23 protein-coding genes are annotated in these 24,928 nt (G+C 58.5%); 22 read left to right on the top strand and 1 reads right to left on the bottom strand.

All coding sequences use genetic code 11. From position 1 onward, the window contains the following. The first annotated feature begins 17 nt into the window (after nucleotides 1–17). Genes G7W63_RS09110 through G7W63_RS09120 form a run of 3 tightly spaced genes read left to right on the top strand, consistent with a single transcriptional unit; the run spans nucleotide 18 to nucleotide 3,783 of the window. Entirely contained in the window at nucleotides 18–2,027 is a 2,010-nt protein-coding gene (locus tag G7W63_RS09110; RefSeq protein ID WP_207308929.1) for a hypothetical protein, read from the top strand. A 22-nt stretch (nucleotides 2,028–2,049) separates the two neighbouring features. Then, nucleotides 2,050–3,117, top strand: a complete 1,068-nt coding sequence (locus G7W63_RS09115) for a mechanosensitive ion channel family protein (protein WP_166258242.1) — start codon at nucleotides 2,050–2,052, stop codon at nucleotides 3,115–3,117. A 54-nt stretch (nucleotides 3,118–3,171) separates the two neighbouring features. Beyond that, nucleotides 3,172–3,783, top strand: coding sequence for a LysE family translocator (locus G7W63_RS09120; protein WP_166256469.1), 612 nt, complete (start codon nucleotides 3,172–3,174; stop codon nucleotides 3,781–3,783). Between the two features lie 85 nt (nucleotides 3,784–3,868). On the opposite strand, the gene G7W63_RS09125 is transcribed toward G7W63_RS09120, so the two are convergent. After that, nucleotides 3,869–5,185 (bottom strand): glycerophosphodiester phosphodiesterase family protein, encoded by a 1,317-nt coding sequence (locus G7W63_RS09125; protein ID WP_166256472.1) that lies wholly within the window; start codon nucleotides 5,183–5,185, stop codon nucleotides 3,869–3,871. Between the two features lie 344 nt (nucleotides 5,186–5,529). Here G7W63_RS09125 and G7W63_RS09130 point away from each other — a divergent pair, with 344 nt between their 5' ends. The 19 genes from G7W63_RS09130 to G7W63_RS09215 all read left to right on the top strand — a co-directional run bounded on the left by G7W63_RS09130 (nucleotide 5,530) and on the right by G7W63_RS09215 (nucleotide 24,928). Then, nucleotides 5,530–6,495 carry an ABC transporter substrate-binding protein gene (locus tag G7W63_RS09130; RefSeq protein WP_166256475.1) on the top strand — a complete coding sequence of 322 codons (966 nt, stop codon included), beginning with the start codon at nucleotides 5,530–5,532 and terminating at the stop codon, nucleotides 6,493–6,495. 169 nt (nucleotides 6,496–6,664) lie between these two features. Further along, nucleotides 6,665–7,285: a biliverdin-producing heme oxygenase gene (locus G7W63_RS09135; RefSeq protein WP_166256478.1), complete on the top strand. Its 621-nt coding sequence runs from the start codon at nucleotides 6,665–6,667 to the stop codon at nucleotides 7,283–7,285. 3 nt (nucleotides 7,286–7,288) lie between these two features. Beyond that, complete coding sequence (locus tag G7W63_RS09140) at nucleotides 7,289–9,379, top strand: bifunctional diguanylate cyclase/phosphodiesterase (protein ID WP_166256481.1); 2,091 nt, start codon at nucleotides 7,289–7,291, stop codon at nucleotides 9,377–9,379. A gap of 42 nt (nucleotides 9,380–9,421) precedes the next feature. Beyond that, nucleotides 9,422–9,604, top strand: coding sequence for a hypothetical protein (locus tag G7W63_RS09145; RefSeq protein ID WP_242634364.1), 183 nt, complete (start codon nucleotides 9,422–9,424; stop codon nucleotides 9,602–9,604). Next, the gene (locus G7W63_RS09150) at nucleotides 9,604–10,275 is read left to right on the top strand and encodes a uracil-DNA glycosylase (protein WP_166256487.1); all 672 of its coding nucleotides are present in this window, start codon (nucleotides 9,604–9,606) and stop codon (nucleotides 10,273–10,275) included. Before G7W63_RS09145 ends, G7W63_RS09150 begins: the two co-directional genes overlap by 1 nt. Nucleotides 10,276–10,280: 5 nt before the next feature. Continuing rightward, on the top strand, nucleotides 10,281–10,763 hold the full coding sequence (locus G7W63_RS09155) for a GFA family protein (protein ID WP_242634365.1): 483 nt from the start codon (nucleotides 10,281–10,283) through the stop codon (nucleotides 10,761–10,763). Between the two features lie 39 nt (nucleotides 10,764–10,802). Beyond that, a complete protein-coding gene (locus tag G7W63_RS09160) occupies nucleotides 10,803–11,423 on the top strand; it encodes a LysE family translocator (RefSeq protein ID WP_166256490.1) in 621 nt (206 codons plus the stop codon). Between the two features lie 186 nt (nucleotides 11,424–11,609). Then, entirely contained in the window at nucleotides 11,610–13,205 is a 1,596-nt protein-coding gene (mqo, locus tag G7W63_RS09165) for a malate dehydrogenase (quinone) (RefSeq protein ID WP_166256493.1), read from the top strand. Continuing rightward, entirely contained in the window at nucleotides 13,123–14,316 is a 1,194-nt protein-coding gene (locus tag G7W63_RS09170; RefSeq protein WP_166256497.1) for a Re/Si-specific NAD(P)(+) transhydrogenase subunit alpha, read from the top strand. The genes mqo and G7W63_RS09170 overlap by 83 nt, the downstream gene beginning before the upstream one ends. Next, on the top strand, nucleotides 14,316–14,603 hold the full coding sequence (locus tag G7W63_RS09175) for an NAD(P) transhydrogenase subunit alpha part 2 (RefSeq protein WP_166256500.1): 288 nt from the start codon (nucleotides 14,316–14,318) through the stop codon (nucleotides 14,601–14,603). The genes G7W63_RS09170 and G7W63_RS09175 overlap by 1 nt, the downstream gene beginning before the upstream one ends. Before the next feature lie 2 nt (nucleotides 14,604–14,605). Further along, entirely contained in the window at nucleotides 14,606–15,970 is a 1,365-nt protein-coding gene (locus tag G7W63_RS09180) for an NAD(P)(+) transhydrogenase (Re/Si-specific) subunit beta (protein ID WP_166256503.1), read from the top strand. A gap of 281 nt (nucleotides 15,971–16,251) precedes the next feature. Further along, on the top strand, nucleotides 16,252–16,947 hold the full coding sequence (locus G7W63_RS09185; protein ID WP_166256506.1) for an aspartate/glutamate racemase family protein: 696 nt from the start codon (nucleotides 16,252–16,254) through the stop codon (nucleotides 16,945–16,947). Nucleotides 16,948–17,112: 165 nt separating this feature from the next. After that, nucleotides 17,113–17,676, top strand: a complete 564-nt coding sequence (gene ahpC / locus G7W63_RS09190) for an alkyl hydroperoxide reductase subunit C (RefSeq protein WP_166256509.1) — start codon at nucleotides 17,113–17,115, stop codon at nucleotides 17,674–17,676. A gap of 217 nt (nucleotides 17,677–17,893) precedes the next feature. Beyond that, nucleotides 17,894–19,486 carry an alkyl hydroperoxide reductase subunit F gene (gene ahpF, locus G7W63_RS09195; protein WP_166256512.1) on the top strand — a complete coding sequence of 531 codons (1,593 nt, stop codon included), beginning with the start codon at nucleotides 17,894–17,896 and terminating at the stop codon, nucleotides 19,484–19,486. A 197-nt stretch (nucleotides 19,487–19,683) separates the two neighbouring features. Continuing rightward, nucleotides 19,684–20,292, top strand: coding sequence for a transcriptional regulator BetI (gene betI / locus G7W63_RS09200; protein WP_166258248.1), 609 nt, complete (start codon nucleotides 19,684–19,686; stop codon nucleotides 20,290–20,292). Between the two features lie 14 nt (nucleotides 20,293–20,306). Continuing rightward, nucleotides 20,307–21,764 carry a betaine-aldehyde dehydrogenase gene (betB, locus tag G7W63_RS09205; protein WP_423202288.1) on the top strand — a complete coding sequence of 486 codons (1,458 nt, stop codon included), beginning with the start codon at nucleotides 20,307–20,309 and terminating at the stop codon, nucleotides 21,762–21,764. Nucleotides 21,765–21,787: 23 nt separating this feature from the next. Continuing rightward, entirely contained in the window at nucleotides 21,788–23,479 is a 1,692-nt protein-coding gene (gene betA / locus G7W63_RS09210; protein WP_166256518.1) for a choline dehydrogenase, read from the top strand. Nucleotides 23,480–23,710: 231 nt separating this feature from the next. After that, on the top strand, nucleotides 23,711–23,923 hold the full coding sequence (locus G7W63_RS19970) for a hypothetical protein (RefSeq protein WP_242634366.1): 213 nt from the start codon (nucleotides 23,711–23,713) through the stop codon (nucleotides 23,921–23,923). Nucleotides 23,924–24,028: 105 nt separating this feature from the next. Continuing rightward, the gene (locus G7W63_RS09215) at nucleotides 24,029–24,928 is read left to right on the top strand and encodes a BCCT family transporter (protein ID WP_242634367.1); all 900 of its coding nucleotides are present in this window, start codon (nucleotides 24,029–24,031) and stop codon (nucleotides 24,926–24,928) included.

The raw sequence follows: 24,928 nt of genomic DNA on the forward strand, positions 1-24,928 counted from the left end.
TGCAAGGAATTCTGAACGTGATTAGCTCACAGCAGGACTCACAAAGCCTGAACCGGTTGACCAGTCACTTTGACGAGATTCTGGCCCGTTTCGCAAAAACCGGTTACGGCGATCCGGACATTCTGCCTCAACTGCTCCCCCCGACGGCAGCCCAGGCCACCAAAACCGAGGTGCTTGCAGCGGCCAAGGCGCTGATGGCGATTCCGGGCGGCATGGATGTGCTGTACCGGCGGGTGAAGGCGATCGAGTCGGCTGGGGTTTTTGCCCACAGCGACTGGGCTCAGCCCGCCATACTCCAGCCGGACCTGGCCAAACGCTCGCTCCGGGAAGGAGAAGCCGTCTATACGTTGATCGAAGTCCTGAGCGAGATCCGTCTGCTGGCGGTTGCGTCCGGTGACTATTTTCATCCCGGTATCTCGGCGGAGCAGGCCGGCAACTTTCTTACCCAGGTAATGGCCCTGAACCTGGACCTGCTGTCGGGTCAGATGACCGAAGCCGACCGCGAGCGTCCCCATAACCTGGGCACGATCGTGCAGACCCATTACAACTACCTGCTTGACAGGCTGGGTTACGAAAGCATTCTCGACAGCCTGGTGGGGGAAGTGGAGCGCCAGCTCGTTCAGCGACCGGTGCAAACGGACAGCATCAAGCAGATGATTGTTCAGATCGCCAAGTGCCTACTGGACCCGGACATTGAAACCTCGGGCATGCACCGGGCAGAGAAGCTGGTCAGCGCAACCTTTGGTCCCACGGAGGCCTGCTCTGAGGATCCGGGAGTCGAGGTCTATGCCCAGCGGCTGACCACCATGGATGAGAAAGCGCTGCGGCACGAAGCCGAGACCTTCTCCCGCTCCATGCACGAGACCGGCCTGGTGTCGCCTTACCATGCGGTATTCGTAAGGCATCTTCGCAGTCATGGCCATAACGACCTGATCGCGCCTGCGCTTGGGCTCAGCATCACCGGCAACGACGTGCTCCAGTGTTTTACCCAGCTGATTCATACCCTGATCGATGAAGCTGTCTTCCCCGATACCCCCCGTGCCGTCTACGGCCTGGCCATGATGCTTGAGCAGGGCACGCTGTTTACGCCCGGGGTGGCCTCCGGCCTGTGGCGCCAGATCGCCCTGAAACTCTCCGACGATACGTCGGAACGGCTGACGACCGTGTTCGGTGATGCCCACCCGCCCCGGGTTTTTCTGCTGGCGGGGGTTATGACCCTGCTGGGGCTACCCATGGGCGTGGGCCAGGGTAATAACCCGACCTGCCAGTCAGTCATCGGCCTCTCAATGTGGGCCTTCAATGATGCCGACTATCTTCTACAACTGGTGGCCTGGGCCGCCCGGGACGATGAGATTCTCATGCGCTTCGAAGGCCAGCCTGTATCCTCCCGGGGCCTGGAAGCAGGGCTGGCCAAGACCCCGCCCATCGACGTCGACCCGGTCTCCCTGGTTCTGGTGCCCCATCTGGACCGCATCTATATCGAGATGGGACGCCTGTGCGGCACCCGGGACGACGACCTGCACCGCTGGATCAACCCCGAGTTCTATGGCTGGTGGGTTAGTCATGGCTTCCGGGTGGTTGCCGACATCCACACGGGCATGGTGACTGACTACGATGGCTTCATTCGGAATTTCTACGCCAGTTATCACCCCTATTACAACGGCGGCATGCCTTTGATCCACCCCCAGCCGGCAGGCATTGCGGTCACAGACAGTGCCGCGAGGCTGGTGGGCCGCCATGCCATTGCGATACGGCGGGTAGCCCTGGATCCGGAAGGCGACATGCGGGTCTATTTCTACAACCCCAACAACGACAGCGGCCAGGACTGGGGCCAGGGCATCAACTGCGCCATCCAGGGCACCGGAGAGCGGTTTGGCGAGGCTTCCCTGCCGTTTGCGGAGTTTGCGTCCAGGCTCTTCGTTTTCCACTACGACACCCTGGAGGTCGGCGACATGAACGCGATTCTGGCCGCTGATGTGGAGCGGGTGATCGAGCTTGGTCGCGGCAGCTGGGCAAAGGAGTTTTGAGGAGGGCCGAGGGGAGCTCATGATGCTCGAAGCCATGAGAAACGGCCTTGAAGCCTGGCTGGTACCAGGCCTGTCTGCGCTGATTGCTGTAGCAGCAACCTGGCTTGGCTACAGGCTCGCACTGGCGGCAGTAAGAAAATTCTCCGAAGACACTTCCGTGGCACGGCTGTTTCTGGATGCTGCCGCCAAAGCTCTTGGCTTATTCCTCTGCCTGCTGGTGCTCAACGGCGTTCTTGAAGCGGCGCCGGCAGATCTCCCGTGGCTATCCCAGTTGCAGCACCTGGCCACCCTGTTACTTATCCTGGCCCTGACCTGGGCCGCCGTGCGCTGTACCTCGGCCATCGGCGATGTCATCGTCAAACTGAACCCGGTGCTGGAAGGAAAGTGGAAGCGCGCCCGCAAGGTGGAGACCCAGACCCGCTTTCTGGTCCGGGCGCTGAACATCATCGTGGTGATTGTTGGTTTCGGTGTGGCCCTGATGACGTTCGAACCTGTCCAGCAGGTGGGCGCCAGCCTGCTGGCCTCCGCCGGCATAGGCGGGATCATCCTGGGTTTTGCCGCCCGCCCGGTGCTGAGCAATCTGCTGGCGGGCATGCAGATAGCCCTGACCCAGCCATTCCGTATTGACGATGTGCTCCATGTGCAGGGCGAGTGGTGCTGGGTGGAGGAGGTAACGGCAACCTACGTGGTGCTGCGGGTGTGGGACCTGCGTCGTCTGGTGGTGCCCTTGCAGTGGTTCATCGAGAATCCCTTCCAGAACTGGTCCAGAAACACCACGGACCTGCTGGGCGCGGTCAATCTGTGGCTGGATTATTCGACACCGCTTGAACCCCTGCGGCAGGAATTTTCCCGTCTGCTGAAAGCTTCTTCCCAGTGGGACGGCAAGACCGAAACCGTGCAGGTTATAGAAGCGGGTGAGCGGGGCATCCAGGTGCGCTTTCTGATGAGTGCCGGTGACTCCAGCCAGAACTGGGACCTGCGCTGCGCGGTGCGGGAAGGGCTGGTGAGTTTCGTGCAGGAGCACTATCCTGACTGCCTGCCGCGCATGCGGGCCCAGCTTATGGAGCATGACGAGCCCGACGGGCCATAGAGTCGGCTTTTTGCCGCGGTTGCCTCCTACACACAGACACAGGTTGATGGGTGGATGGAAAGCTACATTCTGTTCTTCATGCTGGCCGCCGTGACGGTGCTGAGTCCCGGCCCCGGCGTTGTTCTGACCCTCACCAACTCGATCCGCTACGGCGCGTCCGGTGCTACTGCCGGTATCCTTGGCATCGCCGCTGCGGCCTTCCTGGTTGCCGGCGTAGCCGCAAGCAGCCTGGGTATACTGCTGGCAACGTCTGCCCTGGCTTTCACCATCCTAAAGTTCGTCGGGGCCGCGTACTTACTCTACCTTGGCCTGAGGCTCTGGTTCTCACCACCAGCAACCATGGCTCAGCCCGGGCCTTCTTCAAAGCGCCGGGGTGCCCAGTTCCTGGAGGGTTTTACCGTACAGCTCACCAACCCCAAGACGGTTTTCTTCTTCATGGCGGTGTTTCCGCAATTTGTCGATCTGGCTTCACCTTATTTGGAGCAGTTCGTGCTCCTGGTAACGACCTACAGTGTGCTTGTGGCGGTGATTCATATCGCCTATGCACACTCGGCAGGTCTCGCAAAGGGCTGGCTAAGCACTGAAAAAGGGGGCCGGCTGGTCAATAGGGCCGGTGGTAGCGCTTTTATAGGGTTTGGCGCCCTGCTTGCAGCATCCGGCAAATAAGGCCCGGTCGCTTATTGGAATGGGAGGGAGGCCAGCCAATGCTGACCTCCCGACGTCCCATAGTCAGGCGCCTGTCAGTGGCGGACTACTTGAGCCCCATGCAGTTGGCGTAGAAGGTCGTGGTTGCAGGCCAATCCGAGAATATGCCGATCACACCCACGTCCTGGGCCAATACGTCGATCACGTTAAACACGTCGCCGTCATTGTCGATGGCGTCCGCAATGGTCTGGTGATACCAGCCACCACCATCGGCCAGGGGGCCGCTGCGCTCGACGGTCCAGGCGATCAGGTCCAGTCCGGCGGTGCGGGCATTCTGGGCATAGTCAGAAGGCAGAATCTCCTGATGGGCATCCAGGGTCAGCATTTTCCACAGCGCCGGCGCCAGGATGTTCACACCCTGTGCCTTCAGATCTTCCATGAACGCCAGGGAACTGGTTTCCGGGGCCAGGGGTGACTGGTCCAGAAACACCGCCTGCTGGCCGAAGCCGGGCATTTCGTTGACCCAGAACAGCACGTCCTCCAGCAGGAAAGACTGTGGCCATACGTCCTCGGGATCAACCCCCGCCTCGACGTAGTCCTCGATCATCTGCCGGGCATAGTCCTGCTGGGAATAATCGCCCTGCCAGGGCATGTCGACCACGGGTGTCTTGAGTTCCGGGGTGAATTTCACGCCCAGGGCCTTGAACAGTTCAATGCTCTCACGGTGGGTCATCAGGGTGCCGCGGCTGGCATAGAGATCCGTACGCCAGTCGGCGGTGCCGCCCAGGTACTCCTCGGGGGTTGTCGCCATGGGGTTGAAGGCGTCCATCTTGCCTTTCAGCGACCTGAACTCCGCCAGGGTGAGATCGCTGGTGCGGCATTCAACCTGTGCCGGGGTTCCGCTTGCGGGGTCCGCAGGCACAAAGGGCTGGGTGCACTTGGCGTTCAGTTCCGGAACGGTAACGATATTGGTGGTGGTATGCAGGTCGTCCTGGGCATGGCGGCAGACCAGTTCACGGTCGCTGGTAAAGGCGACGTCGCACTCCACAATACCTGCGCCCATCTGCGCCGCCGCTATATAGGACTCCCGGGTGTGCTCGGGGAACTGGAGCGGCGCTCCGCGATGGCCGATGGAGAAGTCAGTGGGCTTCATCCGGTCAGCACGACAGGACTGCAGCTCTGCCTTCAACGGGCCTTCGTCCATGTCAGCCACCAGCCACAAAGGCCGGGGCCCCAGCTCGACACTGCGGTGCTTCTGCTTTATATCCTGTTTCAGGTCTTTCAGTTTTTCCCGCAGTTTAACGAGTCCCGGGGGAACCTTATCTTCTTTCGAGTCAAACCAGCCTTGGGCCGAAACCCCGGCGCTGCCAGCGAGCATAGCGCTGCAACACAGCAGGGTTGCAACCAGAGTGCGTAGCTTCATCACAAGTTCCTTCTTAAATGAGTGGGTACCGCACCGTCAGTATCCTCAGCCATGGTGACAGCTTGGTTAAGAGTGATGGAAGTTCTCCGGCGTCCTCAATACAACACACCTGTCCTGCGGATCACACAGTATTTGCGCCAAATAAACCCGAACTGTCCCCGATAAAGGACATACAGCCTGGCAAACGTCGTATATGTCACTTCTGGCTACAAATAACCCTTGTAAAACAGCCCTTTGGAAAGCTGGCATGGAATCTGTAAAGGCCTGTTCAAAATAAAAATAACCGTATTGCTCCGACAGGATCTACGAGTGCTGTTTCGCAGTCATAACAATAGGAATAACCCATGCGTCTTCTCATCCTGGCTTTTCTGCTGGTAAGTCCCCTCTGTTTTGGAAAAACCGTTGTCGTTATTGAAAGCTACCATCTGGAATACAAATGGGACGCGGATTATATCGAAGCGATTCAGTCAGTATTGGGCAAGGCCCATGATATACACGTGCTCGCTCTGGACACCAAACGCCTGCCAAAGGCCCAGTGGCCCGGGAAAGTGGCTGAGCTTCTACAGTCAATTGGCGAGATCGAACCTGACGTTGCCATTCTCGGGGATGATAACGCCATCACGCTGATGGCCGGGCACCTGGTCGATCGACAGATTCCCGTTGTTTTCCTGGGTGTTAATGGTGGGCCCGAGCAACACCCTACACTTAACCACCCGCTGGTCACCGGCATACTCGAGCGCCCCTTCTTCGCTGAGAGCATTCGCCATCTCAAGAAAGTGCTCGGTCAGAACGAGCGCCTGCTGGTGCTGATGGATGATTCGCCGACCATGCGTAATGCGGTCAACGAATATTTCGGCGAAAAAAGGCAGGCCACGATCCATGGCTCACACCTGGACATCGTGCTGACCAATGATAAGGACACCTGGCTGCAGGCCACCTACCGCGCCCATGAGCAGTACGATGCGGTCATCGTCGGCACGCACCACACCATACGTGACAGGGCGGAGAACTATATTCCCCCTCAAGAGCTTATGAGCCAGGCGTTCGCCCACACCCAGGTACCGATATTCTCGTTCTGGGACATTTTTATCGGCAAGGACCAAAGTATTGGCGGATTTACCATTTCCGCCTACCAGGAAGGGGTTACGGCAGCGCGCCTCGCTTACCTGATACTGAACGGGGTAAAGCCCAGCCATATTCCCCAGATCAAATCCCTGAGCGGCCACTACGTCTATAGCTCAAGTGGCATGAAACACTGGGGACTCAAACTGTCGCCATTGATTGCCAGCCAGTCGGTTTTTGTGGATTGATGACCTAAGGAAGGCCTGGCCCCGGTTCCGGGCCTTTCCCGCGATAACAGACCTCGGACCGGGCCTCAGCCATTAAGCCGGGCCCCATCAACGGAACAACGGGCCGGATGGCCAGGGGAGGTAAGAGCGGGTACCATCTGGACTGTAGATCAGCTCTTGATAGGCTTCAATGAAACCAGCTCCGCAGACCCCTGGCTCGCTTCATCTCCGGCTAAGGCAGGCCACGCAACAGGCACACCTTGATACCGAGCGGCATCCGCTGCTCGCCTCTCTACTGCGACCGGATCTCGATCGGGCTGCCTATTGCCGGGTGCTGCAGGCATTCCGCAGCTTTTACCTGGCGTATGAACCGGGGCTGGACAACGGGCGAGCAGCCAAAGCAGCGTGCCAGTCATTACAGTACCAGTACCAGCCACGGGCGCAGCTACTGGCAGATGACCTGCAGGACTTGGGCGAAACAGGCGGGCGATCGCAGGTTTACTCCGGAACGGCGGGCTTTGCCGTGCAACGGACCCCGGAGAACATCCTGGGTTGGCTCTACGTACTGGAAGGAGCCACCCAGGGCGGCAAGGTTATCGGACCGAACGTGTCCCGGGCATTGGGAGTCGATGAAACCTTTGGTGCGCGCTATTTCCACCTATACACTCTTAACCAGTGGCGGTTATTCCTGACTCTTATGGAACAGTGCCAGGCAGCGTTCCAGCAGCCATTGGTTATTGAAGGCGCGTTGGCGGCCTTCGAGCATCTGAGGACACACCTGGACGCCTGGAGCATTAAGGAAGAGGCCTGACCCATGCCAGACTACACCCGTAACGAGCTCAATGAAGCCCTGAAGGACTGTGCCCGGGAACCTGTCCATCGACCCGGCGCCATCCAGCCCAACGGATGCCTGCTCAGTACGGATCTGGCCATAGACAGACTGTTCCAGGTCAGCGCCAACCTTGAAGACATCCTTGGCATCAGCCCCGCTGACGCCCTGGCGGGGGATGCCATCCAGCTTCTTGGGCCGCAGCTTGTACATCGATTGCGCTCCAGAGCAGTTGACGAGATCGTCTCTCCCGCCATCGGCGAGGTGGTTCGCCTGCCGGTTGGGAGTGTTGAACACCGTTTCTCTGTCCGGCACTATCGCAGCGGGCAACGGGCTGTTGTCGAGCTGGAGTTACAGCAGGCCGAACCGGATGATGGTCAACTGCCCAGCCGCAGTGCCTGGCTGCAGCCGGTCAGCACCGCTGGCTCTCCGGAACAGGTGCTTGAAAGCCTGGTGCGGATCGTAAGACAGCTGTCGGGCTTCGACCGGGTCATGGTCTACCGGTTTGACGAAGATGATCACGGCAGCGTTGTCGCGGAATCCCGCGCGCCGGAAGCAGACAGCTACCTGGGCCACCATTTCCCTGCCAGCGATATACCGGCCCAGGTCAGGCATCTGTACAGCATCAATCCGGTGCGCTCCATCCCCGACGCGACTGCAGAATCAGTGCCGCTGGTGCCCGAAGTGGACCCGGATGACCCTGCGCCGCTGGACCTTTCCCCCGGCAACCTGCGTGCGGTCTCTCCCATTCACCAGAGCTACCTGCAGAATATGGGCGTCGGCGCCTCGCTGTCGATTGCGATCCACGACGAGGACAGACTGTGGGGGCTGCTTGCCTGTCACGGGCTGGTGCCACGGCCACTGTCGCCGTCGATGCTCGATGACGTCAGCGTGCTGGTTCAGGTGGCGGCGTCCCGCCTGATGCTGCTTCAGGCGAACAGTGAAGCCCGTTACCGCCAGCGTATACGGCAGAGCCGCGAACTGATGCTGATCCGCGATACCGGAATCATCCCAACCCTCGACGACCTCATACGATGGTACGGAGCAAACTGGTTGGCTCTGTTCGAGGCGAGCGGGCTGGTACTTCTCAATGGTGACAGGCGATTCTGCTTCGGGGCGACACCGGCCGCCGACAAGCTCGACAGGCTCACCGCTTACTTCGCCTGCCAGCAGGGGCAGCAGCCCTGGTATACCCATTCCCTGGCCAATAGTGAGCTTGCCGGCTGGTACGAGCAGGGCGACCCCTGTGGCCTGCTTGCGGTAAGACTGCCGGTCACCAGGAACCGGATCGGATGGCTGCTTTTCTTCAGGCCCGGACAGAAGCAGACCCGAACCTGGGCCGGGCGTCCGGAGGATAACGCCGAGCGGGATCCGCAGGGTAAGTTATTCCTGACCCCGAGACACTCATTCTCTGCCTGGACTGAAACCGTAGAAGATATGAGTGAACCCTGGCTTGAGGTGGAACGCCTTGCCGCCCTGGATCTGGGGGAGGATCTGGCCCTGGTTCTGTTCAGCCGGGAGATCGACCAGCTGAACACCAGTCTCATTGATGCCAACCGTCGCTTACAGAAACTTGCGCAGACCGATACGTTGACAGGCCTGCCGAACCGCCGGCTGCTCGAGGACAGGGTTGAGCTCAGTCTGGCCCGCGCCCTGCGCCATAACCAGAGCATGGCGCTGCTGTTCCTGGATCTGGACGGCTTCAAGAAGATCAATGACACCCTGGGTCACCGGGCGGGGGACAAGATGCTTCAGGGCGTAGCCGAGCGGCTGCAGAACCTCGTCCGCCACAGCGACGCCGTGGCCCGCCTGGGCGGCGATGAGTTCGTGATACTGCTGGATGAAATCGAGGCTCCGGGGGATGCCGGGATTCTTGCTGATAAAGTACTGCAGGTCTTCTCACCACCGTTCGAGCTCGAGGGAGAGATGCTCACCGTCTCCTTCAGCATGGGTATTGCGGTTTACCCGGCCCATGGCGACAGCTTTCGTAAACTGATGCATCATGCTGATGTGGCCATGTACCAGGCCAAAAGCGAAGGTCGCAATACCTACCGTTTTTACAGTGACCTCAAGTGATGCCTCGTCAAAGAAGGTGAATCAATGGTCAGGCTATTAATCATGGTTAGTTTGTCTGTTCTCGCCGGGTGTAGCAGCAAGGCTGTCTATGACAACGTCCAGCTCAACAATCGTACCGACTGCAACCGTGTTCCTCCGCCCCAGTACGAGGAATGCATCGAGCGAACGGACAAATCCTACGAAGAGTATGAACGCGAGCGCAAAGAGCTGATCGGCGGGGAATGATGCAGGAAGACGTTGTTGAGCCAACCAAAAGCCTGGATGAGCTGGCCAGGGACATCCGTAGCTGTCGGAAGTGCGAGGCTGTGTTGGCCAGTTTCGGTGTCGAGCCGCGACCGATCTTCCGGGGAGCCCAGGATTACCCGGTGGTTATTATCGGTCAGGCCCCGGGAATCACTGAATACCGCAACAATGCGCCCTTCCAGGGGGCGGCCGGGCAGTCTCTTCGGGCGCTGTTTGAGAGCTGTGGTCTGGCCGATTTCGATGCCAAGGTCTACCAGACATCCGTGGCCAAGTGTTTCCCGGGCCGAAGGGCCAGCTCAAGCACCGACAGGAGACCCAGTGCCCTGGAGGTCCGGAACTGCTCGCCCTTTCTGGTCAGCCAGATGCAGTTGCTGAAGCCCAGGCTGATCCTGATTCTCGGCAGTCTGGCCTGGGAAGCCTATGCTGCTATTCGTGAGCGGGAAGAGCCGGGTTATTGCATGGCTGTATTCGGCAAACACAGGCCTCAGGATTTACGGATTCCGGACCTGGTTGGCCGCAGGCTTAACTGGAAGGATGCGGTGGTTCTCCCGATGATCCATCCGGCTGGCAGTGCCAACGGTGCCCGTGCAAAGCATCCCGAGCTTGATCTGGAATCAAAACAGATGTTGCACGAAGAGCTGCAAAAAATTTAGGGCACATGGCCCGGCCCATACAGGGCAGTGACTTGCGGGAGATCATGGTGAAAGGCGAGTGTCTTTGCGGGCAGATCCAATTCGAGATTGACGGGGCGCTGCCCAATCTCTACCAGTGTCACTGTTCCCTGTGCCGCAAGGCTACGGGTGCCGCGGCTAACGCGGCGACCTTTGTTGATCGGGAAAATTTCCGCTGGGTTACTGGCGAAATCCTGATCACTTCATTCCAGAAGCCGTCCGGGTATCGCAGTGACTTCTGCTCAGCCTGTGGCAGCCCGGTTCCCAATCAACTGAGGGGGTCGGAGCTGATGTGGGTGCCTGCGGGGTTGCTGCAAGGCGAATTGACAGCGGAGGTTGCGGTTCACCTTCATCTGTCGTCATCGGCCTCCTGGGAGCGGGACTCGGATGGCTGCTTACGGTTGGAGGCTGGACCGGAGAACTTCGAATCCCTGCAGCAGGCAATCAGTAGGTCAGCAGATGCCTGTTGACGCTCACCCTACTGGCTCCAGCATGGGGCCCGCTTCCCGATGAATCTGGCCACCTGGCTCACGGTTGTGACCATCTGCGTATTCGGCGCCATGTCGCCGGGGCCCTCGCTGGCCATTGTGCTCAAGCAGACGCTCACCGGCGGTCGCCGGAACGGCATGATAACGGCGGTGACTCACGGTCTCGGCGTTGGGGTTTATGCATTTCTGAGCATTCTTGGCCTGGCAGCCATCATTACCGCCTCCCCGGTGGCCTTTTCGTTTTTGCAATGGGGCGGCGCCGCCTATCTGGCATGGCTGGGGGTCAAGGGACTGATGGCAAAGCCCCGGAGCGAAGACTCGTTGCCGGAGGCTCCCACCACGGCAAGCGCCGCGAGGGACGGATTCCTGGTTGTGCTTCTGAACCCGAAAATCGCGGTATTTTTCCTGGCGCTGTTCAGTCAGGTGGTCGGCACCGACACCAGCCTGCTCGCCAAGTTCGGCTATGCCGCCACCGCGATGGTCATTGACGGCGGCTGGTACCTGTTCGTCACCTGGCTGTTTTCGAACCCGCGCTGGCTTTCCCTGCTGCGTGACAAAGCCATCTGGTTCGAGCGAGTTTTTGGCGCAGTACTGGTGGGTCTGGCTGGCCGCCTGGTGATTGGTATTCTCAGCGAAAAATAGCCATGTCCGCGCTTCTGCCTCTGAAAAACCTTACTCTGCAGCAGAATCCCCCTTCCGAATAGCTGTAACAGGCCGCCCCCATTCCTCGATAAAACCGATCAATAATTTCTATTTTTGCAGATTTTTTACGTTCCGATGTTCGACTAAAGTCTTGGGCTCTTTTGCTATCCATGAGGGGGCTCTGATATGGCGGTTCAGAAAACAGACCTGTTGCTGGTCGGCGGTGGCGTGATGAGCGTGACTCTTGCCTCGCTGGTTTCCCAACTGGACGCCTCGCGTTCGGTCATGCTGGTGGAACAGTCAGCCGAGCTCGGCAGCGAAAGCTCCGATGCCTGGAATAACGCGGGCACAGGCCATGCTGGTTATTGCGAGCTGAACTACACGCCCCGAAGTGCCGACGGATCAGTCTTTAGCGAGCGGGCCCTGGAAATCAACGCCCGGTTTGAAGTCTCCCTGCAGTTCTGGAGCTCACTGGTGGCAAAGGGCCTGCTGCCGGAAGCCGGGACCTTCATCCGCCGGGTGCCTCACCTTAGCTGGGTAAGGGGTTCAAAGGACTGCGAATTCCTTCGAGAGCGCCACCAGTCGCTCGCCTCTCAGCCGCTGTTTGTGGGCATGGAATTTAGCGATAGCCCCGACACCCTGGCGCAATGGCTGCCTCTTGTCACCAGGGGCAGGGAGTCTTCCGAACCCCAGGCTGCTACCCGCGTCGGGCATGGCAGCGACGTCAATTTCGGCGCCCTGACCCGGGCCCTTGGCCAGTCCCTCAGTGATGAAGGCCAGGCCGACATACGAACAGGCACCCGCGTGACCAACCTGAAACGCCGCGGTGACCGGTGGCAGGTGTCGCTGCTGGAAACCGGTACTGGTGAAATAACCGAGGTGGACGCAGGTTTTGTGTTCATCGGCGCAGGTGGCGCGGCCCTGCCTCTGCTGCAGAAGGCCGGCGTGCCCGAGGCCAAAGGTTACGGCGCTTTTCCGGTGTCCGGTCTTTGGCTTGCCTGTGACGATGAGCAACTGGCCCTGGCCCATAACGCCAAGGTCTACAGTCAGGCCCCGGTTGGCGCGCCGCCCATGTCGGTGCCTCATCTCGATACCCGCTTTATCGGGGGCAAGCCGGCCCTTCTTTTCGGGCCCTTCGCCGGCTTCACCACCCGCTTCCTGAAGCAGGGCAGCTGGACCGATCTGCTGACCTCGGTGCGGGGCCACAACCTCCGCAACCTGCTGGATGTGGCCGTTGGGAACTGGCCCTTGACCCGTTACTTGATCAACGAAGCCATGAGCCCCCGGGAAGCCCGGCTCGGGCAGCTTGCCTCCTTCCTGCCCGAAGCCAGGCCGGACCAGTGGCAGCTTCGCCGGGCCGGCCAACGGGTGCAGATCATCAAGGCCAACCAGCATAACCGGGGCACCCTGGAATTCGGCACGGAAGTGCTGAGCACGTCCGATGGTTCGCTTGCGGCCCTGCTCGGGGCCTCGCCGGGGGCCTCGGTCTGCGTGTCGGCCATGCTTGAAGTCATTGAACGCTGCCTGCCGGAGCTTGTCAGCGGCCCCCGGCTTCATGCCTTACAGGCACTGATTCCGAGCTACGGCCAGTCCCTGGTGACGGATTCAGAGCTGCTGCACAACGTTCGGAAGTTCACCCTCAATACACTCGGGCTTGAAGAGAAGCCCTCACAACCCACCTCGGGACGGAGAGTTAGTCATGTTGATTGGTATACCACGGGAGAGAGCGGACGGGGAGAATCGGGTCGCGATCATACCTTCCGGAGTACCGGAACTGCTTGAGGCCGGGTACGAAGTGATCGTCGAAAGTGGTGCCGGCATGGCTGCCCACTTCTCTGATGAGGAATACCGCAGCTGCGGCGCGATCATTGCTGATGATGCCGAGTCACTCTACCGGCAGACCAACGTCATTCTCAAAGTGCGGGCGCCGGATGCCGAAGAGGCCGGCCTGATACAGCCGGAGTCGACGCTGATCTGCATACTCGAGCCCTGGAACAAGCGGGACCTGGTCAGGCAGCTTGCCGAGCGCTCGGTCCGGACCTTTGCCCTTGACCTGGTGCCGCGCACCAGCCGGGCCCAGAGCATGGACGTGCTCAGTGCCATGGCCGGCATCAGCGGCTATCGGGCAGTCCTGAGCGGAGCCATGGCCTTGCCCCGTTACTTTCCCATGCTGATGACCGCAGCTGGCACCATTCACCCTGCCCGGGTACTGGTGATTGGCGCCGGGGTTGCCGGCCTGATGGCCATCGCCACGGCTCGCCGCCTTGGGGCAGTGGTTGAGGCCTACGACCTGCGACCGGAGGTTCGGGAGCAGGTGGAAAGCCTGGGCGCTGATTTCATTGATATCCCGGTACCGGAAACCGACGCCACGGGAAGCAGCGGCTATGCCAAGGCTCAGAGCGATGCCTTCTACGCCGCCCAGCGCCAGCACCTGTCTGACTGTGTTGCCCGGGCCGACCTTGTTATCACCACGGCCGCGGTGCCTGGCAAGCCGGCTCCGAAGCTGATCGACCAGGAAACCATCCATCGAATGAAGCGCGGCTCGGTGATTGTCGATCTTGCGGCGGACCGGGGTGGCAACGTTGAAGGCACAGTCCTGAACAGGAAAGTGGACGTGGATGGCGTCACCCTCGTGGGGCACGTGAATCACCCCGCCCGGGTGCCGGTTCATGCCTCTCAGCTGCTGACTCGCAACATTACCGGATTTCTGCTGAACATGACCAAAGAGGGCCAGCTAGTGCCTGACCGGGACGATGACATCGTCGCCGCAACCCTGATTACCAGTGAGGGCAGGATCTTCTTTGACGATGACCCGAAACCCTCTGCTGGCGTGGCTTCAACGCAAGAAAACAACGAACCCGATATCAATATCAAGGAAAAGGACACAGTCTGATGGATCTGTTCATCCTCAGCTTTACCATTTTTGTTCTGGCCCTGTTCGTGGGTGTGGAACTGATCAACAAAGTACCGCCGACGCTGCACACGCCGCTGATGAGCGGGACCAATGCCATTTCCGGCGTTGTCATTGTGGGTGCCATTATCAGCGCCGGCAGTGGCGGTCTTTCGCCCGGTGTAGCCAGTGTGCTCGGTTTCATCGCGGTTACCCTCGCCAGTATTAACATCGTGGCCGGTTTTCTGGTGACCGATCGCATGCTCAATATGTTCAAGCGGAAAGCCTAACCATGTTTGCACTCATCAACTTTTCATACCTGACGGCCGCCGTCTTCTTCATTCTCGGTATCAAGGGCATGACCAAGCCGGCGACAGCGGTCCGTGGTAACCAGCTGGCGGCAGTGGGCATGCTCATCGCGGTCGTGGCTGCCCTGATGCACCAGCAGATCATCAGCTACGCCACCATTATTGCGGGCATGATCCTGGGCGGCAGCATCGGCGTCTGGCTGGCCAGAAGAACCGCCATGACCGAAATGCCCGAGCTCATTGCCAGCCTCAACGGTATTGGTGGCGCAGCCTCGGTTACCGTGGCCCTGAGCACCTGGTTGCAGGCATCAGGCGCAGGCACCACCGGCAATGCCGGCTGGACAGCGGCTATCCTGGCCTCGGTTATCATCGGTTCGGTAACCCTTACCGGCTCCATCATTGCGGTTCTCAAATTACGGGGCACCATTGGTGAAACCGGCAAGCCCCGGCTCTGGCAGATATTGACACTGGTCACCTTGCTGGCGGTAATCGGGGGCGGCTTCATGTTCGTCAGTGGCGTCAGTGTCAGTCCGGTGACGCTATTTGCCCTGGTTGGCCTGTGTCTGATCCTGGGCATTGGCCTGGTCCAGCCGGTGGGCGGCGCAGACATGCCTGTAGTGGTGGCCCTGCTGAATGCCTATTCCGGGCTGGCGGGCGCCGCAACCGGCTTTGTGCTTGAGAACCAGGGTCTGATCATTACCGGCTCGCTTGTCGGAGCGTCAGGCCTGATCCTGACTGCGATCATGTGCAAGGCCATGAACCGTTCCTTGCCGACCGTGCTGTTCGGGGGTGCGTTCAAGCAGCCCGCCAGTGCCCAGGGCGTTGCTGAGGATGACTTCTATGCCGGCAAGGTGAAGTATGCAACACCGGATGACCTTGCGCTGCTGCTGGATAGCGCACGCAAGGTGGTCATGGTGCCGGGCTATGGCCTGGCCGTTGCCCAGGCACAGCATGCGGTCAAGGAACTGGCAAGCCAGCTCGAAGCCCGGGGGGCGCAGGTACGCTATGCCATCCACCCGGTAGCCGGCCGGATGCCAGGGCACATGAACGTACTGCTGGCCGAGGCGGAGATCCCCTACGACCAGCTCAAAGACATGGACAGCATGAACCCCGAGCTGCCCCAGGCAGACGTGGTTATCGTTCTGGGCGCCAACGACGTGGTCAACCCGGCGGCGTCCGAGGAGCCCTCGTCGCCCATCTATGGCATGCCCATACTCAACGTCCACAAGGCCAAGACCGTGGTAGTCGTGAAGCGCAGCCTGTCACCGGGCTTTGCGGGTATTCCCAACAGCCTGTTCATCCGTGACAACAGCCTGATGATCAAAGGCGACGCCAAGGATGTTCTGTAGGCGACTTCTGCCGCTATCAAGGACCTCTGAATCAGTACTGCCGGCCAGGGTCAGGCTCTGGCCGGCTTTTCCTACCACTGCGACTTTTCCATACAGTCGCGTCCCGCCAGGCACTCGTACTCTGCAAGAAACCAACCGGGAATACAGTACACCCGGGTCTGCTCTCCGGTTAGAGTCCTGTTGGTGATTAACCAGCCCAGGGTACGATTAACAAGGTTGAAACAAGGCCATAGCAGACTTCCTGGCTATACTGTTCAATCCACAGGACGCGGAGGTGAAAGGTGAAAACCATCGGTTTAATCGGCGGCATGAGTTGGGAATCGACTCAGACCTATTATCGCCTGATCAACCAGAAAACCAGGGACCAGCTGGGCGGGCTCCATTCCGCGCGGCTTGTTCTCTACAGCGTAGACTTCGCAGAGATCGAGACTCTCCAGCACCAGGGCGACTGGGATGCTACTGCGGACATTCTCGGCACTGCCGGCCAGGCACTTGTGCGTGCCGGAGCGGACTTTCTGGTTCTTTGCACCAACACCATGCACAAGGTTGCCTCCGAGATTGAGCAGGCGGCATCGGTGCCTCTTCTTCATATTGCAGACGCGACAGCGAATGATCTGATCAACGACGGTGTGACGTCGGTGGGTCTGCTTGGAACCCGGTTTACGATGGAACAGGCGTTCTATCGCGAGCGGCTTGAGGCCCGGGGCATCGAAGTGCTGTTGCCCGATGCGGCCCAGCGGGAGGTGGTTCACTCGGTCATTTATGAAGAGCTGTGCCGGGGCCTGATCCGGCCTGATTCCAAAGCCGCCTACCTGGATGTGATCACCAGCCTGGGTGAACGGGGAGCACAAGGGGTGATTCTGGGCTGTACGGAGATAGGTCTTCTCGTCCAGGAGGCCGACACCAGCGTCAAACTCTACGATACGACTGAGCTGCACGCAGAGCAGGCTGTGCAGTTCGCGCTGGGCAATGGTTGATGCCGGACGAAAGCTGGATTAATCTTTTTACGTTCTTTTTGAGCAGCTATAGTTGATGGCTATTGCCCGGCCAAAAACAATCAATTTGTATGCTTCTGCGCAAACTAATACTGTGTGCACTCGTTAGCCGACGGATAAACCGATCAACAAGGAGATTTATATCTTATGGGTATGATTAACAGCGAAATTAAGCCGTTCAAAGCTACTGCTTTCAAGCAGGGCGAATTCGTCGAAGTTTCTGACGCCGATGTAAGAGGTAACTGGGCGGTATTTTACTTCTACCCGGCAGACTTCACCTTCGTTTGCCCGACCGAACTGGGTGACGTTGCTGACAAATACGAAGAGCTCCAGAAGCTGGGTGTGGAAGTTTACTCAGTATCCACCGACACCCACTTTACCCACAAGGCCTGGCACGACAGCTCCGAGACTATCGGCAAGATCAACTACTACATGGTTGGCGACCAGACCGGCACCATCACTAACAACTTTGGTGTGATGCGTGAAGGCCAGGGCCTGGCAGACCGTGCGACCTTCCTGGTGGATCCGGACGGCATCATTCAGGTTATGGAAATCACCGCTGAAGGCATCGGTCGTGATGCGGACGATCTGCTGCGCAAGGTCAAGGCGGCCCAGTATGTTCGCAACCATCCTGGCGAAGTATGCCCAGCCAAGTGGAAAGAAGGCGAAGCGACTCTGTCACCGTCTCTGGACCTGGTTGGCAAGATCTAAAGTTTCCTCCGAGAAACTTGCAGTAAGGCCCGCTTTGCGGGCCTTCTTCGTTTCTACTCGATTGATTTTTCGCTAATAATAGCGAATGGCTATCAAATACTTTTGGTCAATTAATTTGAGCTTTCTTTGACCGGGCGATATCCTTTTTGCATAGATAAAGCACGACTCAGATTGAGTCCACGCATCAGGTTTCACGTTATCCAGAGGGGAAAGACACATGTTGGATGCCAAGATCAAAGAGCAGTTGAAAGCTTACATGGACAAGCTGCAGCAGCCGATCGAGCTGGTTGCCGCATACGACGACAGCAAGAAATCCCAGGAGCTCAGGGAGCTGTTGGTAGAAATCGAGCCGATGTCAGAGAAGATCAGCCTGCGTACCGAGGAGTCCCAGGATGTTCGTCGTCCTTCGTTCGCAATCAACCGCATAGGCACCGACATCGGGGTCCGCTTTGCCGGCATTCCCATGGGTCACGAGTTCACGTCCCTGGTGCTGGCGCTCCTGCAGGTGGGTGGTCACCCATCCAAAGCCAGCCAGGATGTGATTGAGCAGATCAAGGAGCTGGACGGAGATTTCCAGTTTGAGACCTATTTCTCCCTGTCCTGCCAGAACTGTCCGGATGTGGTTCAGGCCCTGAACCTGATGAGTATTCTGAATCCGAACATCAAGCACACCGCCATCGACGGCGCGCTGTTTCAGGATGAAGTAGAACAGCGTGAAATTATGGCCGTGCCCAGTCTCTTCCTGAACGGCAAGCCCTTTGGTCAGGGCCGCATGACCCTGGAGCAGATTATCGCCAAGGTGGATACCGGTGCCGAGGCCCGTGAAGCCGAGAAGCTCAAGCACAAGGCGCCGTTCGAGGTGCTTGTGATCGGTGGTGGCCCCGCTGGCTCCTCTGCCGCCATTTACGCCGCCCGCAAAGGCATCGCGACCGGTATTGTGGCGGAGCGTTTCGGTGGCCAGGTTGCCGATACCATGGGTATCGAAAACCTGATCTCCGTACCTTATACCGAAGGCCCCAAGCTGGTGGCTGCTATGGAGCAGCACGTAAAAGAGTATGAGGTCGACATCATGGACCTCCAGCGAGCCAAGAAGCTGATTCCTGCGGACAAGCCCGGCCAGCATCACGAGATCCAGTTGGCCAACGGTGTATCGCTGAAAGCCCGCTCGGTGGTGCTCTCCCCGGGTGCCCGCTGGCGCCAGATCGGTGTGCCTGGTGAAGAGGAATACCGTAATAAGGGTGTCGCCTACTGCCCGCACTGTGATGGTCCGCTGTTCAAGGGCAAGCGGGTGGCGGTTATCGGCGGCGGCAACTCCGGTGTCGAGGCAGCCATCGACCTGGCCGGCATCGTCGGGCACGTAACCCTGATCGAGTTTGGTGACCAGATGCGCGCTGACGAAGTGCTCCAGAAAAAGCTGCGCAGCCTGAAGAATGTTGAAATCATCACCTCGGGCCAGACTACCGAGATCACCGGTGAGAATGGCAAGGTCAGTGGTCTGCAGTACACCGACCGCAAAACCAGTGAGAGCCATCATGTATCGTTGGAGGGCGTGTTCATTCAGATCGGTCTGGTACCGAACACCGAGTGGCTGAAAGGCGACATTGAGCTGAGCCAGCACGGCGAGATCATTATCAACGAACGTGGTGAAACGTCCATTCCGGGTGTATTCGCTGCCGGTGATGCCACCACAGTGCCTTTTAAGCAGATTGTGATATCCATGGGCGAAGGCTCAAAGGCCGCTCTGAGCGCCTTCGATTTCCTGATCCGCAACTCCCTGGAGGAGTCCGAGGACGAAGAACAGGCAGCCTGAACGGCGTCTGGAAACAGGTTCACACACGTCTGCCCCTAAAACAGTGCGTGTTTTCAGCCCCGCTACCCGGTTCGGATAGCGGGGCTTTTTTATGTCCGCTGGTAGTGTAAGGCTTACCAGGTTGCCGACTTCGATTGCTTTCTGTACACTTTATTTTAATTGAACGTTCAATTAATGAAAAAGTGGATCCGAAGTCAATGCCGATTGTTGGAGTAAAAGATGCCCGCAGGCAGCAACTGATTGAAGCTACGATGGCCTCCATTGCTGAGCTGGGTCTGCAGAACACCACCATTATTTCGATCAGTCGAAGAGCCGGCATGTCCTCCGGCATCATTAGTCATTATTTCGGCGGCAAGCAGGGTCTGATCGAGGCAGCACTGCGTTACCTGCTGGACCAGCTTGGCAAGGAGCTGCGGGAACGGATGGCTTGCACCGACGGTTCTGCGGAACAGCGCCTGCGATGCATCGTCGAAGCAAACTTTTCCGAGTTCCAGCGCACCGACCTTGCAGCCAAGACTTGGTTAAGCTTCTGGGCGCGCTCCATGCACGAGCCCGGGTTGCAGCGTTTGCAGCAGATCAATAACGCCCGGCTCTACAGCAATCTGCGCTATTCCTTCGCCCAACGGTTGCCGAAACAGGCAGCGACGGAGGCAGCTCGCCAGATGGCCGCAATGATTGACGGCTTCTGGCTTCGAAGTGCCCTCAGCGCAGATCCCGAAGAAGGTTTTGCTGCCGCGGAATTGCTCTGCAAGCGATTCGCCTTGAACGCCCTCAACCCATCTATGAACTCACTATCTCAGGCTTGAACACTATGAATGCATTGCCCCGTTTTCAGAACTTTATCAATGGCCAGCCCATGGCAAACCAGACTGGCGAGGTATTCCCGGTGGTAAACCCGGCAACGGGCCAGGTGATGTACGAGATGGAAGTTGCCGATGAGTCCATTCTGAACCAGGCCGTGGAGAGTGCCAGGTCGGGTTTCAGGACCTGGTCAGCCATGACCGGGGCCCAGCGTGGCCGGATTCTTCTGCGTGCAGTGGCTCTACTGAGGGAGCGCAACGATGAGCTGGCGGCACTGGAGGTGGCTGACACCGGCAAACCGTGGCAGGAAGCGCAGGTAGTCGATGTCGCGACCGGCTCCGATACCCTTGAGTACTTTGCTGGCCTGGCAGCTTCCGTTGAGGGAAGCCAACAGGACCTCGGCGGTGACTTTTACTACACCCGCCGTGAACCTCTAGGGGTCTGCGTCGGTATCGGTGCCTGGAACTACCCGTTACAGATTGCCTGCTGGAAGTCAGCACCGGCGCTGGCTGCTGGCAACAGCATGATATTCAAACCGTCCGAGGAAACACCGATGGGCGCCCTCAAACTCGCTGAAATTTACCTGGAAGCCGGGCTGCCGCCCGGCGTTTTCAATATTGTCCAGGGTGCTGGCGATGTGGGCGCCTGGCTTACCCATAACCCGGACATCGCCAAGGTGTCCTTCACCGGGGAAGTGGGCACGGGCCGAAAGGTAATGACCGCAGCAGCCTCTACCCTGAAGGACGTCACCATGGAGCTGGGCGGTAAATCCCCGCTTATCATCTTTGACGACGCAGACATCAATAACGCCGTCTCGGCCGCCATGATGGGCAACTTCTATACCCAGGGCGAAATCTGTACGAACGGCACCCGAGTGTTCGTGCACGAGGCCATCTACGATCAATTCATGGAGCAATTGCTGGCGCGTACCAGGAACAATATCCGCATGGGCGACCCCACCGACCCGGCCACCAATTTTGGCGCCCTTATTTCCCGTCAGCATCAGCAACTGGTACTGGACTATATACAGACCGGTATCAGCGAGGGCGCGACTCTCAGCCATGGCGGCAACGCAGCGCACCCGGCATCAGCTCCGAACGGCTTTTTCGTGGAGCCCACCATTTTCACCGATTGTATCGATGACATGACCATCTGCCGGGAGGAGATCTTCGGCCCGGTAATGTCCGTGCTGCGGTTTTCGGAAGAAGAAGACGTGATAAACCGGGCCAACGACACCGACACCGGGCTGGCTGCTGGCGTATTCACCCGTGATATCCGCCGAGCCCACCGTGTCATTCACCGTATCCAGGCAGGTATCTGCTGGATCAATAGTTTCGGTGCATCGCCAGCTGAAATGCCGGTAGGCGGATACAAGCTCTCGGGAATCGGCCGCGAGAACGGACGAATCACACTCGACCACTACACTCAGGTCAAGGCCGTGTATGTCGGCATGGAGGACCTTGATAGCCCGTTTTAAGCGGGGCTGGGGTGAAGATGCCTATGAAAGAAGCAATCTACGATTACAACATTGTCGGGGCCGGGTCTGCCGGTTGTGTGCTGGCGAACCGGCTTACCGAGAATAGTCGCCACCGGGTGCTGCTGCTGGAAACCGGGGGTAGCGACAAGAGCATTTTCATCCAGATGCCGACAGCGCTCTCTATTCCCATGAACTCCAGCAAATACGCCTGGCAATTCGAGAGCGAACCGGAGCCCTACCTGGATAATCGCCGCATGCACTGCCCCCGGGGCAAGGTACTGGGCGGGTCCTCTTCCATAAACGGCATGGTCTATGTACGTGGCCACGCTCGGGACTTTGACGAATGGTTCCAGCAGGGCGCCGAGGGCTGGGACTATCGCCACTGCCTACCCTATTTCAAAAAAGCGGAAACCTGGGCCTTCGGCGGTGATGACTACCGCGGAGACCAGGGTCCTCTTGGTATAAACAACGGCAACAACATGCAGAACCCCCTCTACCAGGCGTTTGTGGACGCCGGTGTAGAGGCTGGCTACTTCGCGACGGATGACTACAACGGCGAACGCCAGGAAGGTTTTGGCGCCATGCATATGACCATAAAAAATGGCCGTCGCTGGTCCACCGCAAATGCCTATCTTCGCCCCGCGATGTCGCGGGAGAATCTGACGGTGGTCACCCACGCGCTGGTGCACAAGGTGTTACTGGTCGGCAAGCAGGTGACCGGGGTGCGCTATGAAAAAGATGGAAAAACAGTGGATGTGAAAACGTCCGGTGAAGTGATCCTAAGCGCAGGGTCGATCGGCTCTCCCCACTTGCTTCAGCTTTCGGGGATTGGCAACCGTGAGGTTCTGGAGCAGGCCGGTATTCCGGTCAATCATGAATTGTCCGGCGTAGGCGGGAACCTGCAGGATCATCTCGAATTCTACTTCCAGTTCCGGTGCAAACAGCCGGTCTCGCTCAATGGCAGGCTCGACTGGTGGAACAAGCTGAAAATCGGTCTCCGCTGGCTGCTTAAAAAAGACGGCCTGGGGGCCACCAATCATTTCGAGTCCTGCGGCTTTATTCGTTCCAAAGCCGGAGTCGCGTGGCCCGACCTGCAGTATCACTTTCTACCCGCTGCCATGCGTTACGATGGCAAGGAAGCTTTCAAGGGTGATGGCTTCCAGCTCCACATCGGCCACAACAAACCCAAGAGCCGCGGCTCAGTTTATGTTCAGTCCGCTGACCCGCGCCAGCCTCCGCGTATCAGGTTCAACTACCTGGAGCATGAGGATGACCGTGAGGGTTTCCGCGACTGCGTCCGCCTGACCCGTGAAATAATCAGTCAGCCTGCCATGGATCTGTACCGTGGCTCCGAAATCCAGCCTGGCGAACAGGTGCAGAGCGATGACGAAATCGACGCCTTTGTCCGGCAGTCGGTCGAGAGCGCTTACCACCCGTCCTGCAGCTGCAAGATGGGCGTTGACGATCAGGCCGTTGTGGCCCCGGATACCCGGGTTCATGGCCTCACCGGTTTGCGCGTGGTCGATTCGTCCATATTCCCAACCATTCCCAACGGTAATCTAAACGCTCCCACCATCATGGTGGCCGAGCGGGCCGCTGATCTTATTCGTGGCGTACAGCCATTGAGTCCGTCCGATGCCCCCGTGGTAATGGATGAGCAATGGCGTGATCGCCAGCGTCCGACAGAGGCGCGACGCAAGTCGTCTGATCTGTAGGTAAAACCGATGCCTTCCGGCATCAACGCAAACCATCAGGATTTACCTATCGCCGCCGGGATTGTGGCCGACGCCCTGTTCTGAGCGCGCGATAGTTAAGTGTTGGCCCGTCAACGCGGGGGTTTGCGGTCCGGTTTCGAATGACCCTTTGTCCTGTGTTTCGAAGTTACAAGGAGCAACACCCATGTTTAATATGATTAGAGTAACTGTGTCCTGCTACCGGAGGCTTGTATGACGCTCTTGCTATCGGCAGGTCTGATCTTTACCTTCGCAGTAATCGCGCTGGTCCTCTTCAAATGGTGGGACCTGAAAGTGATCGGTGTCACGCCGGTACCCACTTTTACGTTTATCGCCATTCTGTTTACCTCGGGCCTGGATGTGGGTCTGATCATGTTCCCACTGACCGAATTCGCAGGCTACGGCGACCTTGCCGCAAGCCCCTAGTACGGATTCGCCAACCCACTGGCTATTGAGTTTGGGTTCTGGGCGTTCCTGATCTGGGGCTTTTACTTTCTGACCTGCTTCTATTTCTGTGTTATCGAGCCGAGGGTGAAGTTCTTCGATATCCCGCTGGTGAAGGTGATCAATAACATGGTGATCATCGGTACCTGTGCCTTTACCGCGTTCCTGCTATTGGTAAACCTGCCCTGGTATCTGCCGGAGATCGGGGATGGTGAAAGCGTCGTGCCGATCTTTTATCTGATTGTTTTTGTGGCCATCGCAGCAGCGGTGTACTCCAGCAGTAACATCAAATATGTACGCATACTCAGCCTGGGTTCTAGCTGGCTTTTTATTGCGCTGATAGCCGTCATGTGGGGCCGGGCCTTCCTGACTGACAATGGCAGTGTGGGGGACTTCTTTGGCACCGCTGGGCTGATTGGCGAGTACTTCACCAATCTGCACCGCTTCATGCTGCCGCTGAACGACTATCACGAGTTCTATCTGTTCTGGTGGTTCTCCTGGAGCATCATGATCGGCCAGTTCACCGCCCGCTTCGTCAGCGGCCTGCGTACCTGGCAGCTGATGATTGCCATGCTGGTGTTTCCGTCCATGGCCATCGGTACCTGGTTCTCGGTGCTGTATCACTACCATACCGAGGCTCTGAATATTGCCGCGTTTATCAACCTTGCCATGATTACAGTGGGTATTCTGATGGTTATCAACTCACTGGATTCATTGATCCGGCTTTATACCGATAACCTGAATCTGACCGCAAAGCGGATCGGGCTGGGCAAGTATTACTTCGGCAACCTGGTCGTCATGTGTGCACTTACACTTTTGTTCCAGCTAGATTTTCTGCGTATTCAATGGGTAGGGGCGCTGGTGATCGCGCTCTACTTCAGTTGTTTTGTTTTTATCGTCGTGAAACGGCGTAGCGAGGTGATGGCTATCAGTGGCTCGCCCAGAGAGAATAAGCTCGACTTCATGAAGATTGAGCTGGCGAGCTAG

This window comes from Marinobacter salicampi, from assembly GCF_011074795.1.
Taxonomy (GTDB): Bacteria; Pseudomonadota; Gammaproteobacteria; order Pseudomonadales; family Oleiphilaceae; genus Marinobacter; species Marinobacter salicampi.

Coding starts and splice junctions, on each gene's coding strand:
- G7W63_RS09115 (WP_166258242.1), top strand. CDS start 2,050: ATGCTCGAAGCCATGAGAAACGGCCTTGAAGCCTGGCTGGTACCAGGC.
- G7W63_RS09120 (WP_166256469.1), top strand. CDS start 3,172: ATGGAAAGCTACATTCTGTTCTTCATGCTGGCCGCCGTGACGGTGCTG.
- betA (WP_166256518.1), top strand. CDS start 21,788: ATGAAAGAAGCAATCTACGATTACAACATTGTCGGGGCCGGGTCTGCC.
- ahpC (WP_166256509.1), top strand. CDS start 17,113: ATGGGTATGATTAACAGCGAAATTAAGCCGTTCAAAGCTACTGCTTTC.
- G7W63_RS09160 (WP_166256490.1), top strand. CDS start 10,803: ATGAATCTGGCCACCTGGCTCACGGTTGTGACCATCTGCGTATTCGGC.
- G7W63_RS09155 (WP_242634365.1), top strand. CDS start 10,281: ATGGCCCGGCCCATACAGGGCAGTGACTTGCGGGAGATCATGGTGAAA.
- G7W63_RS09135 (WP_166256478.1), top strand. CDS start 6,665: ATGAAACCAGCTCCGCAGACCCCTGGCTCGCTTCATCTCCGGCTAAGG.
- G7W63_RS09150 (WP_166256487.1), top strand. CDS start 9,604: ATGCAGGAAGACGTTGTTGAGCCAACCAAAAGCCTGGATGAGCTGGCC.
- G7W63_RS09170 (WP_166256497.1), top strand. CDS start 13,123: ATGTTGATTGGTATACCACGGGAGAGAGCGGACGGGGAGAATCGGGTC.
- G7W63_RS09145 (WP_242634364.1), top strand. CDS start 9,422: ATGGTTAGTTTGTCTGTTCTCGCCGGGTGTAGCAGCAAGGCTGTCTAT.
- G7W63_RS09125 (WP_166256472.1), bottom strand. CDS start 5,185: ATGAAGCTACGCACTCTGGTTGCAACCCTGCTGTGTTGCAGCGCTATG.
- ahpF (WP_166256512.1), top strand. CDS start 17,894: ATGTTGGATGCCAAGATCAAAGAGCAGTTGAAAGCTTACATGGACAAG.
- G7W63_RS09140 (WP_166256481.1), top strand. CDS start 7,289: ATGCCAGACTACACCCGTAACGAGCTCAATGAAGCCCTGAAGGACTGT.
- G7W63_RS19970 (WP_242634366.1), top strand. CDS start 23,711: ATGACGCTCTTGCTATCGGCAGGTCTGATCTTTACCTTCGCAGTAATC.
- mqo (WP_166256493.1), top strand. CDS start 11,610: ATGGCGGTTCAGAAAACAGACCTGTTGCTGGTCGGCGGTGGCGTGATG.
- betI (WP_166258248.1), top strand. CDS start 19,684: ATGCCGATTGTTGGAGTAAAAGATGCCCGCAGGCAGCAACTGATTGAA.
- G7W63_RS09130 (WP_166256475.1), top strand. CDS start 5,530: ATGCGTCTTCTCATCCTGGCTTTTCTGCTGGTAAGTCCCCTCTGTTTT.
- G7W63_RS09180 (WP_166256503.1), top strand. CDS start 14,606: ATGTTTGCACTCATCAACTTTTCATACCTGACGGCCGCCGTCTTCTTC.
- G7W63_RS09175 (WP_166256500.1), top strand. CDS start 14,316: ATGGATCTGTTCATCCTCAGCTTTACCATTTTTGTTCTGGCCCTGTTC.